Below are 12756 nucleotides of genomic sequence, written 5' to 3' on the forward strand. Positions count from 1 at the left end.
GGAATGGGGAATGGGGAATGGGGAATGGGGAATGGGGAATGGGGCGAGAATAACTACTGACAAATGACAAATGACCAATAACAAATTACGAATTACGAATTACGAATTACGAATTATTTGAATGTCGTGATTTGAACGCAGATTTGTATCAGCCCAAGAACATATCAAACCTTCTGAGCCTGGGTCAATTAATTGTTCTGGTGATGGTTGTCGTCGCCAATTTTCTCCTTGCTTGCGGATGGGAAATAGCAAAACAGGGCCTAAATGACGTACACCTGGGGTTTGTTGCAGTAATGCCACAATATCTGATGTATAAACTGGCCGCCCAAATGGCCAACCTTTGCCGTCGATTCCTCCAGTTAAGGGATTTAAATATTTATATAGCGATCGCCTTAAATTCCGGCGAATTTCTTCGCTGGCAAAAGGATTATTGTATGCTGGCTCTAAAGCAACTTCTGTTTGTACCGAAACACCCACGTAATTCGGCTCTTGTAACTCTACTTGTACCCCTAATAAGCGTCTTTCATCTAAGTAACTCAAAATTTGTTCTTGCAGAGCATTACTAAGGGCAAATTCTTCTGGTGTCATGCCATCGCCTTGAGCGATCGCATCTGTGTTTGCATAAGGAACTACCAGCAAACTAACTATACCAGCTTGTCTCCGAGAATTTGCTGGCAAACAACGGACGCGAGCGATCGCACCAGCACCCGCCTGTTGAGTTAAAACTTCAAAATCTTCAGCCGTGACGGCGCGATCGCGTGTACGGAGGATGCGGGGAGCCTTCATCACAGCTTGCTCCAGCGATTCGGCATCTGCTCCATTGATTGCAGGTACACGATTGACAACACTAGCAATATATGGATATGCAGATTTCAAAAACTGGATTGCCCCAGTTTGAACATTGCCTTCTCTACCACCGCCTGTACGATAAGCAACTATCCTAATTTCTGAACCACGGGGAGGAATCGCCCCGTACTGGTGTTCCGACTGGTTATTTTCCAGAACTTGTACAGATGTGTCATCTAGTGACGGTTGCTGAATTCGCGTTCTTACCTGGGTTTGCTGTTTAAGTTGGCTAGGTTCCCGAATCAGCGGCCCGAATTGGATTGTACCAGTGATGGAATCGATGGTGTAATGAAAGTTATGCGGCCCAGAATCAGCAAAATCTCTCACCTCAGTCCACTTTTGCGGCAAACCACCAGCGGGAGTAACTAAAATATATTCGTTTTCTCGGCGTTCTAAAATTGGTGCTGTTTGTAACTGGAAACTTTGACCGGGTGTACCATCACTAATTCCCAATCGCTCATCTTGAATCAGCGTACTATGACTAGCCCTAACAGTTCCACCAATTGACTGCACTGCTAAACCAATAATTCGTGGTGGACGATTGTAACCAGTTTCATTGGCTTCTGTGGAAACAAAGCTACAGCGAAGCCAGCGACCCCGGTAAGAGGTAAAATTAGCCACAGGCCAAATTTGAGGTAGATGCAAACGTACCTCTGCACCTTGAGACGGATTTCCACCCTGTTGAGCCATTTCATAAAAACTGAAACCGCGAGTTTTATCATCCGACTCTTGCAATAAAACTGGTTGCCAATTTTCCCCATCCCAGGCTTCCCATTTGCGGGGTGGTTGATTGGGGTTAATCCCAGCAGGAGTCGCCGCCGCCCCTTGGAAAATAATTTCTAAAACATTAGCGTCTATTGGATCATCAGAATTAATTGCTAAATAAAAGCAGTTACCAGGCTGAGGTTCCTCTTCAAAAATCGGTTGTTCATTACCTGTCCAGAAACCGTTCGATTGACGAGTCCATGAAGTTGTGACTCTTTCGCGCAGAGATTGGGGAATATCTTCGGTAGTTTGGGCAGTTAAAAAGTGTTGGATGCGGGGTTTGCCGATAATTAGAGGAGAATCTGTGCTGAAGGTAATCGCTTCTGTAGTCTCAGTGCGGATAGTTGAGGCTTCTAATCCTGCGGGAATCGTATAGGCTTCAGGTAGTGCAGCGCTTAAATAAAAAGTTAGTTCCGTGCGGGCTGGGGCGGGTGGTTGGAGACGAATACCTAGTAATTCTAAAAAAGCAACATAATTTTTTCGAGGTACTTGGTTGAATCTGAGCAACATTTGGTCAGTTAACCAAGCAAATAACTCAATTAGCGTAATTCCTGGGTCGCTGAGATTGTGGTCAGTCCATTCTGGACAATAGCGAGGAATACGCATGATACATTCTTGCACCAAATCATCAAAGGCGCGATCGTCTAAGTTGGAAGAAGGTAATTTCGGTAAAAAATCAAAGTTCATACCAATTTTAAGAAAGAATGTGACAGATACAACCTAGAAACCGAGACGAAATTTAACTTCTCAATTTTTAATTTTTAATTTTTAATTTTTAATTGGTTCACGATTCCTCCCCAGTTGAAACCAAATAATAAGGATAAACAAAACTATAAATATCGGGGCCGTCTTTGAGTCGATAATTGATGATTATGTCTACTCTGCCACGCATAGGGTCAGGATCAGTCAGAACTTCATTGATAGTAATGCGTGGTTCCCAAACTTCTAAAGCTTCCAAGACATAAAGACGGATTCGCAGTAGGGTATCGCTATTCATAGGTGCAAACGCCAGTTCTGACAAGCGTGAACCAAAGGTAGGCCGATAAACCCGCTCACCTACTCCCGTGCGGAGGATAATCCAAATAGATTCTTTAACTTTTTGATCTTCACGGCTAAGTTGTATCCCACCTTGCACACTTAAATGCAGTGGATAAGCCCAACCTGTTCCCAAATAGGCTCGTTCACGACCATAAACCATATCTGGCACTTATACAGTTCTTACATGGATATCTTCAAAGATATCGGCACAGAAGGTTTAAGCATATTCGCCAAAGGTCGAGGTTGACATCCTCGGAAAAATGGGTGGCACAGGGAGAAAAACTTTTAACTCCTCACTCAGCACTTTGCTATATGCTGTATTTTTGGTGCTAAACTGCCATTGGTTTTGGGTTGCGCTGTAGCTTAACTCAACTTCCAAGAATCGGGTTCGCCTTTGGAAAGCAATTGCACTAACAATCTCCATGAAAAATCTAGCTTTACTATCTGCGACAGCTATTGCTGCTACATCTGGATTAGTTTTTGGGACAATGCAAGCCGCCTCTGCTCTAAATTGGAACTGGAATTATTCTAATACTGTTACTGACATCACGGCCGGCGGTACTTTCACCACTAATGACAGTCCTGACGATTTAGGTTTTTACCAAATTCTGGAAATTACTGGTACACGAAATGGTGAAACAATTACTAGTCTGCAACCTGCCGGAACTCCGATACCAGGAAACGAACCTTTTAATGTTGACAATCTAATTAGTCTTAATACTCAACAGTTAACGGGTGACGGTTTTGGCTATTCCACTTCTCTTGGAAATTACTCTAGTCCATTTTTCGCTAGTTTTTTGCCGACACCAGGTTATTTAGAGGTTTTTTCCGCACCGCCATTTATACCAGGTTTTGAAAATTTCGGACTAGAAGATAGTGAGTTACCCATTAGTTTTTTTGCAACTATAGTTACCGTCCCCGAACACACCTCTATTGTTAGCTTACTTGCTTTAAGTACTCTGGGCGCACTTTCAGCACTCAAACGTAATAAGTCATCTAAATTCACTGACAAAACAGAAAAAATAATCTAGTAAAATAGCCCTGCGGAAGTCCCCACCTTCAATGTACTCAGCCGCCAATCAAAACAGTGGGATTACCTTTGATAATTTTATTCGGTGGCCCTAATGCTTCTAAAACAGTGTCGCCCATCCGAGATGCAGGCAGATTGTTAATCAGCACAGTTTGACTACCATCAATCACAACCCCAGGGCCGTGAGGAGGCACAGGCAAGGGTGTCGCGCAATTATGAATATCAGCACCAGCAGCAGCTGCTGCGATCGCACTACCCATAGTAGCAGCTGCCGTTGTCTTTGTAGTTTGTTCGGCAGCTAAAGCAGCAGGTGCCCCTGGCGTACCAGCCGCCGCTAGGGTAGCAGCCTCAGCCGCTTTGATAGCTATATCAGAAGATGTTTTAGCAGACTGCAAACCTGGTACTGCTGCTGCAAGTACGCCCCGCCACGCAGGTAAAGACCCAATCAACACATTGGGACTACCCGGTCCTCCTGTTAAAACTGGGGGTAAGGGGTGCGCCACATTGTCGGTAATTCTTGCTGCTGGTCTACCCACGACAACCTCCTATAATTACGAATTACGAATTAATTAAGTCGAATCAACGCACCTTTGACTGTAATCGTACCGTTGGCTGAAATGTCTATATTTCCAGCAGCATCTAATGACATATTGCCTGTTGATTTCACTGAAACAGATTTACCCATATCGTCCATTTTGATTTTATGGCCGCCCTTGGTTTCAATCTCTATGCACCTTTGACTGTCATTGAGATATATTTTGTGACCGTATTCAGTTTCTACGCGAATACCTTTTTTACTACTTCCTTTATCCTCTTCAACAAACTGTAGAGTATGACCAACACGGGTTTTAATGGTGCGTAATCTTACACCATTTGTAACTGAATCCCTTACCTTTTCCGGTGGTGCATCCTTGCCATTCCATACCCCGCCAATGACGTAGGGACGGTGGATATCGCCATGTTCAAAACCTACCAACACTTCATCGTTTACCTCCGGTAAACAGTCGAAACCTCTGTTAGGGCCTGCTCCCACAGCTACAACTCTCGCCCAGTCACTTGTATGGTCTTCTGTGAGAGTGGGAAACTTAACCTTCACCCTACCCCATGCTTCTGGGTCTTTGTTATCAGTGACAATCCCCACTAATAAAGTCTCAGAAGGCTGGAGGCGTTTTTCTGGGGATAGAGTTGTGAATAAGTTACCAGAACGTAGTCCCCGGACACTGAAATCAGTTTCATAAACGCGCTGATTAAAGAAATGGCGGGTTTCTGTAACATAATACTTACCACTATAGCGATCGCCCATACCCTGAAGCTTAACAACTCGTCCAGGACGAATCTCAGGATTCCCTGATGCTTTGGCATCTGCATAAACAAATTCTCCTCCCAGTTCATCACACAAAGCCTGAGCCATCGTCTCTGCTTGTTTTTTGCTAGCAACTGGTTTATCGACAACAATCATTTTCGGTGACTTAAGATTGGAAAATGCATTACTGGTACTACTTCCTAGCTGATTTCCTGTCTCGGTTACTTGCTTCTCTTTCTTGGCTGTTCCGCTAATCAATTTTTTCTGGGTATAGTCCCAGGCGCGTACTTCCACAGAACTCACCTGTTCAGAACTGGTGACGCGAGTACTAAATTTACTAATATCAACTAGCCATTCTAGTGGTAAATCTCCCTGAGTTTTTGGCTTACAAAAATTTAGTTTTTCTTCTGTAATAAATAGTTCAAAACCAATACGGGCAGCCCTTTCTCGCAGAAACTCCATATTAGTTTGATTTTCTTGAAAAACATATTTATGAACTTCGCCAGTTGTCTCGATATTACCAGGTCTGATGCCTACTTCTGCAACTATTTTTTTAACGATATCGCTATCAGCTTCATTTAAAAAAGAACGATTATAGCGACCTCTGTGCAGACGATGGGAAATATCATAACCGCGAACAATGATATCAGCCTCAGATTTTTCATTGAAGTGAACTTCCATCGCTGTAATTTCGCCTTCAATTAAGAATTTTTCTACCTCATCTTGAAAATTATTATCTTGAGTAGTACTCGAAGTAAAACCCAACTTTACTTTTTTGCCAATTTTAAACAACTGCTCATGTCGCCAAGCCCTGTTTTCTGCTCGGTCAGATGTGGGTATATAGCTATTATGTATAACTAGCGTAAACATTGCTGGCAAATGCAGGCTTTCTTCAACTGTGATTTGCAACAAATCTTTCATTAATTCAGGAGAAGCAGGTTGCCCGTCTATTTGGATTTTAGGTTCGCTTAGATAAAGGCTTTTTTTAGGAGGCATAAGTAGTAATATTTAAATTTAAAACGTTTAAAAAATCTTTCGATTAAGTAGTTTTTCCCAGCTTGGCGTTTGGCTTGCGACTTGCGCCTTTAGAAGCAGATTCGCGTCCTCCAGGAAGGTTGTTTTTATCTACTTCTTGTAAGGCTATATCTACCAGCGCCCTGACTGGTGTGCCATCACTCAAAAACATATTTAAAGTGTAAGTTAAACTCGTGATTACACAATAAAAATACTCTGTTCCCCATGTTAATATATAAACAGGTGGACGTTTATCAGTTGTTCTATTAATAGTTTCTACACCTTTTTTGATATTATCTATATACTTTTTCATCACCGACTCTTTCGTTTCATAAGTATCATAGAGTAACTGTTTAAGTGTAAATTTGTAAGGTTCAACGCCAGAAAAATTCACTTTTGGAAGTAAAGTAGTTCCTCTATTTCCTTGCTTACTTTCCCACTTAACAGTCCGAGCAAAACTAATGTCTGTGGGATTAAACATTAATTCAATATCTGGCGCTTCCCCGTTATAAGCTACAAGTTTGGCTTTTTCAAGTTGTGGTTGACGCTTTTGAATAACAATAATTGCAGGACTTGCCATTTGAGTATTTCTCCAAAAATTAATTATTTAATAGGAATTTACCAAGGTAATCTACCTGAGTAACCGCCATGACGCTCTCGCTCAATTTCTATCCGTTGTCGTAATCTGTTATAAATTTCACGGGCTAGAGCTTCAAGATCAGCCGGATCATCTTTATCACCTTCTTCGGAAGGCGAGGATGCGTTCTCTATCGTCTCAGTTATCGGTTCTATTTCTCTAGATATATCGGGTGGAGTGACCTCTCCACCATCAGCAAAGCCTCTAAATGTAGGAATGTGTTTAGCAAAAATTTGTGGCGATTCTGAGACATGAGAAAATTCAGAATTTTGGCTATTAGATTCACCATCATTAAAGTTGAAGCTAGTGAACTCATCATTATTTTCATTGAGTAAATCTTCCACACTTGACCATTGAGAAGGTGTATTTGACCATTGGGAAGATGTATTAGTGGTAGAATTTGTTTTTCGGAAAATCAGGGGAGGTGATGAGTATTGGGGCGAAGTTTCACCCAGATGAATCGTTTCGTTTTGAAGAGGATTAAGCTGTGGAGAATTGAGTATCGAAAGTTTCTGTTTTCCAATATCTAACCCCAAGGAAGAAGGAATTAAAGGATTAGATATTTGAGATGAGTTAGTCTCAGTGATTTTTAGCTGTAATGAAGTGTCTGGAAAAGAATCGACTTTAGTCGGAGTCTCTGGAGAAGTTGTTTCTTCTGGTTCTTTAAAATTGGGTGTCTGTAAACTTGGAAGGATAATATCCTGCGGTGTTCCACCCGTATTGATGTGATGCAGTAGAGGTAAATTCTTCTGTGCATCCCTGGTATTAATCACAAACTCCCCAGGCGTAAGCATTGCTGGTACAGTATCCGAGGGTGCTATCTGTTGGCGATTTTCAACGTGGGAGTCTGTAACATGACCACCAGTAGCATAACCTTTAGGTGCGGGCAAATTTTCTGCGATCGCATTTTGCTCAACTTTAGGTGCTGTGCTTACCTCATTTTGTGAGGAAGTTGGTTTTTCTAGGATATCTGGATTATCTGAGGTATCAACAAAGGTTGATATTTCAGGATTTGTTATTGCAAAGGGAAATTCTGATTCTACTGGTTGTTCATTGTCAATAATCTTCCTGAAAATACTCTCAGTTTCAACGATTTCAGGTGATGTGGCATTAACTACTGGTGCGTAGACGCCTAGCGGCTTGTCGTTAGATATTGCAGTTTCAGCAATCTCAGGTGATGTAGCACTAATTCTTTCTGCTTCAACAATCTCAGGCGATGTGGTGGTAATTGTTAGTGTTTCAGCAACTTCAGGCGATGTGGCGTTAACTACTGCTGTTTCAGCAATCTCAGGCGATGTGGTGTTAACTACTGCTGTTTCAACAAGTTCAGGCGATGTTGCCCTAAGTACTTGTGTTTCAACAATCTCAGGCGATGTGGCGTTAACTACTGCTGTTTCAACAAGTTCAGGCGATGTTGCCCTAAGTACTTGTGTTTCAACAATCTCAGGCGATGTGGTGTTAACTACTGGTGTTTCAACAATCTCAGGTAGCGCTAATATGGGCTGATTTTCTGTAGACTCGCTGGTAGTATTCTCAATATTGCTGTCATGTTCCAGTGAATTCATATTTTCTGAGACATCTGAAACATTAACCGCTATAGCAGATTGTGACTCTGAAGTGACTAACTGTTCATGACTATCAGAGTTTTTGAATAAACTAGGTATATTTTCAATATTAGCGGAGGTAGGTGTTAACTGAACAGGCGCACTGACTAGAGACTCACTCGTAACACTAGAATCAATTTCTTGTTGTAATGTAATAGGGCTTTTTATAACTGAAGACTCAGTATTAGGTAGAGCAACATCTGCTTTGGGCGCAAAGCTATCCGTCCCTATAATATTTTCATCATTCGCTAAAGAATGAACTGTGTCATCAACATCAGGTGAAGTAAATGCTGACGATAAAGCGGCTGAAGATTCAGAATTAGGTAGAGCAACATCTGCTCTGGGTGCAAAGCTATCCGCCCCTATAATATTTTCATCATTCGCTAAAGAATGAACTGTGTCATCAACATCAAATGAGATAAGTTTTGAAGATAAAGCCGCATTTTCTAGAAAATTATCAGCCACAGCATTATCTTTGACAAAATCATTTGTGCTACTTTCTGATCTTAAGTCTGGTTCAATGGCTGGAATTGCCTCAAAATTTATATTTGTATGTGGTAATTCTTCTGGCTGCGATGAAGAATTTACGGTTGGTGACACCTCTTTTTTCTGGATTAAATTTGTTTGGGAAGTGGTGCTTTGATTCTCGACTATAGAAGGAACTTGATATTTAATATCCTGTTGTGGTGGCGTTGGGCTGACTGGGATATCTGAGATATTAGCTGATTTTGATGGTTCAGTGATTATTTCTTGTTCATTATTGCTAAAGTTAATATATGGGACAACTGGTTGCTCTAAATTATTAGGTAAAGTTAATTCTATAGGTGAAGTCTCTCCTATGTCACTTATAGTATCATCCAAATTAATCTCTTTTGGTGATATCAAAATACTTTCTGTGACAGACGACTCTGCACTAGGCGAACTATATGGTAACTCAGAGTTTAATTGCTGACTTTCATTAGTAATATTCTTGAGGAAAATCGATTTATCTTCAATATTAGATGAAATAGATGTCGTTATATTATTAACAGAGTCATTGCCAGTTGTAGTATGTTCCGAAGCAATATCAAGTTGTAAAGGTTCGAGTTCCGAATTAGGCTCATCTGATGCTAATAAGCTATTTTCATTAAAACTAATAGGAAGGTTACTTTTCTCAACAAATTGCTCAACATTCTTAGCCGCTGATGATCTAACTGCTTTTTTAGTCTTAGATTTTTGTTTTGACTTTTTTTCTGGTGGCTGTTGAGATTTATTTGTTTTTTTTGATTTAGATTTACCTTTAATATTTATTTCTGATAACGCATCATTACTCGTATTTTTCTCAATGCGAGTTGGCATTATCTCTGGAATACTGTCTTTTATTGGTTCATTACTATTTTCTGGAGGAATTATCGAATCAGAAGAATCAAACTCAAGTAATGAAAACTCACTATTTATATCCTGAGTATCCCAACTATCCCAACCGATTAATGGTTGTATCGATGGTTCATATTCACGAGACAAGAAAAATTTAGAGGATGTTACTAATGGTAGTTTAGTTTGTATGGGACTGATAAAATTACTTCGTAGATTCAGAGAATGAGACTCTTTTCTCAATAACATTCTATGAGAATTAGATAAAGATGATATTATTCCAAGTGGATGAATATTGTTTCCCAGTGGAGATTGAATAATTTGCATAGTTATAGTTTCAAAAGAGCCAATTAACTAGAAACGAAATATCCTGTTTTTTGATTTCGTTGTACAGAAGTTCCTCCTCCTGTTGCTCTTGCTACTTGTAAACCTTCATAAGCTAAAGTTAATTCTTCAATGGCAACGGCTTTCCCATCTGCTTGGAGTGCTGGTGTTTTCCAGGTTATAGGAATAGCACCAATCAAAGTCCAACTCATCATCGTTTCACCAGCTTGATTGAAAATCAAAATATTGACATTGCGTCGAGATGTTTTCTTTTGTTCATCAAAAACTGCATTCATCCAGTTCCAAAAACCTGGATGATCGGTAACTCCACGTTTAAGAGTGATGTCTGCAAATTCTGTATGACCTAAATAAATTCTTTGCTGGTCGTTGACACCACCTTCTTGAAAAACATTTTTCTTAATTTGAATACTTAATCCTGTACATTCGGCGAAAGATGCAGCAATAGAACTGTCTATCTCGACGTAAAAACGATTAGTAGTGACATAATTTAATTCGTGAGTAATGTTGCCGTTATTAGCGCCTGTAGCCATCACAACCACCTTTGGGAATTATAATTACCAAGTCTTTCTCGCTGCGATCGCAAGTCTTCTAGCAAAAGTTTATATACGTGTTCTGTGAGTTGGTTCAAAAGCCGTGAGTCATTGAGGTATTTACCCGCAGCAATAGCTGCCTTGCTGGCATCAGATGCCGCCGAAACCCCAGCATATCCAGCAGTACCACCAACATCTCCATCGAATGTGAAAAAACTTGGTTGCTGATTTGAGTCCATAAATAAAAAAACCTCTCCTAAAATCAAGGCTAAAGGTACTGCGTCAGAATCAAAAGTAGCCAAAAGTCGAACTTGCCCTTTGCCTAGATTCAGACTTTTGAGCAATTGTGTTAAAAGTGCGATCGCAGTAATCTAGGTATTGGTAACAGGAAAATATTCATCTAGCTACTGCTTGGGTATCAGGAGAAGAAAATGAGAGAACAGGTTAGCCGACAGAAAAAAACTACTACAGGCTTCTCAATTCCATCCCTGAAACACCCGACACCCGGCTTTGGTTTAGAGTCGTCGGCAATTTCACGCCAAGCGGTACCAAAAATACAACCACTCGATAAGCCACTTACTCACGATATAAGTCGCATACCACTACGTAGCCAAGCAAAACTCTCAATTAGCCAGCCTGGAGACATTTACGAACAGGAAGCTGATAGCGTCGCACAGCAGGTAATGCAAAGAATGGCGCAACCTGTAAATCGTCAGTCTATCCAACGAGAAGCATTGCCAGAGGATGAGGAAGAATTGCAAATGAAATCTCTGGACAATAGCACACTGCAACGAGAAACATTGCCAGAGGATGAGGAAGAATTACAGATGAAGCCGATGGTGCAGCGTCAGTCTGAGGCTGGGATGGCTGCTGCGCCTGACTTGGAAGCATCCATTAACCAAGCACGGGGTGGTGGACAAATCATGGCAGACAATATCCGCGAACCGATGGAACAGGCGTTTGGCGCAGATTTCAGTGGGGTGAAGGTTCACACGGATGGTCAATCCGATCAGTTGAATCGGTCAATTCAGGCGCGGGCTTTCACAACGGGACAGGATGTGTTCTTTCGACAGGGAGAATATAACCCAGGAAGTCGGGGTGGTCAGGAGTTGTTGGCGCATGAGTTGACCCACGTTGTGCAGCAAAATGGAGTCCTCACCAGAGGTATCATTCAACGCAAAGAGGTAACAGAATTGGTCAACAGCCTAGAAACGGTCATGGTCGAGGGCAAGCTTAAAAAAGAGCAAATAATTGACGGTTTGAAACAACTGGACGAATCCGATCGCAATGACCCTAACTTTGCCCGTGCTTTGGTGGATTTTGTTAAAGCCCGGAATCAAAAAGAGTTCAAGATCGAAGACTTGACATCTCAACCAGACCCTAAATTTGGGAAGAAACATTTGGACAAAAAATGGACTTTTAGACACTACACAACCCAAAAGTATGAAAGCCTCCAATCGCTTGCACAACTCGAAGCAAAGGGAATAGAAGCAAGCAAAAACACAAATGATCGAGACTGGGAGGATCTCGGAAACCAAGGTTATGTCTTTGGACTAATAGCGATCGATGGGGAAGTTCCAAACCGAACTTGGTTGTCTAATATGAAATATTATGCGGAGTACGACCTTAAAAAACTAGACAGTGTTTGGGTGTCGGGGGATATGCTGACCGACGATGGTCGCAAGCAGAACAGCTATCAAGGTACCGGAATAAATATAGTTTACCAGTTGTCAAAAATGCTCGGCTTCATTAACCAGAACTCGGCAAACGAACTCGATGGGAAATTCAAAAATGCACTCGAAGCCAAGGTGTCGCCAGCTTCTCTCGGCTCTCTTAATTGGACGGATGTATAAACAGTGTGGTGCGGTGCGTTACGCTGTCGCGAACTCACCCTATATACCGATATTATCCGAAAAATGGGTTTAAAACCCCGTGCTGGAAGCACGGCTTTAAAGTAATGAGTAAGGAGTAATGAGTTTCATAGTGGATGAAAAATGGGTATTTACTCATTAATTATTACTCATTACTCCAGAATCACCGTGCGTACCCTTCTCCTGACGGAGACGCTGCGCGAACGGGAACGCCAAGGGCGAACACGGCGGTGAGGATGTCAAAAAGGTGAATTGCTTGATGAGTGCGATCGCAAAAGTAGTAATCCTATAGAATTGCATAATAGATATTAATCATTTACAAATTTTTGTATAGAAAAGCACAAACTAACTTAATAATTATCCGCCTCTTTAGTTAGAGGATAAATGAAGTAGTCAGCTGGTGTAATTTAACAATGCGTA

General features: G+C 41.3%; 12 protein-coding genes. 2 read left to right on the forward strand and 10 right to left on the reverse strand.

Going from position 1 to position 12756, the window contains the following annotated elements:
- Positions 1-99: 99 nt before the first annotated feature.
- The 3 genes from ACWATR_RS08120 to ACWATR_RS08130 form a co-directional block, all read right to left on the reverse strand.
- Entirely contained in the window at positions 100-2298 is a 2199-nt protein-coding gene (locus ACWATR_RS08120) for a putative baseplate assembly protein (protein ID WP_460331246.1), read from the reverse strand.
- A 97-nt stretch (positions 2299-2395) separates the two neighbouring features.
- A complete protein-coding gene (locus ACWATR_RS08125; protein ID WP_460340280.1) occupies positions 2396-2809 on the reverse strand; it encodes a GPW/gp25 family protein in 414 nt (137 codons plus the stop codon).
- 57 nt (positions 2810-2866) lie between these two features.
- The gene (locus ACWATR_RS08130; protein WP_460331248.1) at positions 2867-3073 is read right to left on the reverse strand and encodes a hypothetical protein; all 207 of its coding nucleotides are present in this window, start codon (positions 3071-3073) and stop codon (positions 2867-2869) included.
- On the opposite strand from ACWATR_RS08130, the gene ACWATR_RS08135 reads away from it, so the two are divergent.
- The gene (locus ACWATR_RS08135) at positions 3072-3680 is read left to right on the forward strand and encodes a PEP-CTERM sorting domain-containing protein (protein WP_460331251.1); all 609 of its coding nucleotides are present in this window, start codon (positions 3072-3074) and stop codon (positions 3678-3680) included. The two genes, ACWATR_RS08130 and ACWATR_RS08135, sit on opposite strands and share 2 nt — an antisense overlap.
- Before the next feature lie 37 nt (positions 3681-3717).
- Here ACWATR_RS08135 and ACWATR_RS08140 read toward each other — a convergent pair whose 3' ends face one another.
- The 6 genes from ACWATR_RS08140 to ACWATR_RS08165 form a co-directional block, all read right to left on the reverse strand.
- Positions 3718-4215 carry a PAAR domain-containing protein gene (locus tag ACWATR_RS08140; RefSeq protein WP_460331253.1) on the reverse strand — a complete coding sequence of 166 codons (498 nt, stop codon included), beginning with the start codon at positions 4213-4215 and terminating at the stop codon, positions 3718-3720.
- Positions 4216-4244: 29 nt separating this feature from the next.
- Entirely contained in the window at positions 4245-5978 is a 1734-nt protein-coding gene (locus ACWATR_RS08145) for a VgrG-related protein (RefSeq protein WP_460331254.1), read from the reverse strand.
- Positions 5979-6021: 43 nt separating this feature from the next.
- Positions 6022-6576, reverse strand: coding sequence for a CIS tube protein (locus ACWATR_RS08150; protein ID WP_460331256.1), 555 nt, complete (start codon positions 6574-6576; stop codon positions 6022-6024).
- Between the two features lie 38 nt (positions 6577-6614).
- Entirely contained in the window at positions 6615-9740 is a 3126-nt protein-coding gene (locus ACWATR_RS08155; protein WP_460331259.1) for a hypothetical protein, read from the reverse strand.
- 200 nt (positions 9741-9940) lie between these two features.
- Positions 9941-10465 carry a phage tail protein gene (locus ACWATR_RS08160; RefSeq protein WP_181929863.1) on the reverse strand — a complete coding sequence of 175 codons (525 nt, stop codon included), beginning with the start codon at positions 10463-10465 and terminating at the stop codon, positions 9941-9943.
- A complete protein-coding gene (locus ACWATR_RS08165) occupies positions 10465-10767 on the reverse strand; it encodes a hypothetical protein (RefSeq protein ID WP_435024696.1) in 303 nt (100 codons plus the stop codon). Before ACWATR_RS08165 ends, ACWATR_RS08160 begins: the two co-directional genes overlap by 1 nt.
- Positions 10768-10896: 129 nt before the next feature.
- On the opposite strand from ACWATR_RS08165, the gene ACWATR_RS08170 reads away from it, so the two are divergent.
- Positions 10897-12318, forward strand: a complete 1422-nt coding sequence (locus ACWATR_RS08170; RefSeq protein WP_460331261.1) for an eCIS core domain-containing protein — start codon at positions 10897-10899, stop codon at positions 12316-12318.
- Between the two features lie 156 nt (positions 12319-12474).
- Here ACWATR_RS08170 and ACWATR_RS08175 read toward each other — a convergent pair whose 3' ends face one another.
- Positions 12475-12636 carry a hypothetical protein gene (locus ACWATR_RS08175; protein ID WP_460331263.1) on the reverse strand — a complete coding sequence of 54 codons (162 nt, stop codon included), beginning with the start codon at positions 12634-12636 and terminating at the stop codon, positions 12475-12477.
- Positions 12637-12756: the final 120 nt, after the last annotated feature.

It is taken from the genome of Nostoc sp. UIC 10890 (genome assembly GCF_054786515.1).

Coding starts and splice junctions, on each gene's coding strand:
- ACWATR_RS08135 (WP_460331251.1), top strand. CDS start 3,072: ATGAAAAATCTAGCTTTACTATCTGCGACAGCTATTGCTGCTACATCT.
- ACWATR_RS08145 (WP_460331254.1), bottom strand. CDS start 5,978: ATGCCTCCTAAAAAAAGCCTTTATCTAAGCGAACCTAAAATCCAAATA.
- ACWATR_RS08120 (WP_460331246.1), bottom strand. CDS start 2,298: ATGAACTTTGATTTTTTACCGAAATTACCTTCTTCCAACTTAGACGAT.
- ACWATR_RS08175 (WP_460331263.1), bottom strand. CDS start 12,636: ATGCAATTCTATAGGATTACTACTTTTGCGATCGCACTCATCAAGCAA.
- ACWATR_RS08130 (WP_460331248.1), bottom strand. CDS start 3,073: ATGGAGATTGTTAGTGCAATTGCTTTCCAAAGGCGAACCCGATTCTTG.
- ACWATR_RS08170 (WP_460331261.1), top strand. CDS start 10,897: ATGAGAGAACAGGTTAGCCGACAGAAAAAAACTACTACAGGCTTCTCA.
- ACWATR_RS08125 (WP_460340280.1), bottom strand. CDS start 2,809: ATGGTTTATGGTCGTGAACGAGCCTATTTGGGAACAGGTTGGGCTTAT.
- ACWATR_RS08150 (WP_460331256.1), bottom strand. CDS start 6,576: ATGGCAAGTCCTGCAATTATTGTTATTCAAAAGCGTCAACCACAACTT.
- ACWATR_RS08160 (WP_181929863.1), bottom strand. CDS start 10,465: ATGGCTACAGGCGCTAATAACGGCAACATTACTCACGAATTAAATTAT.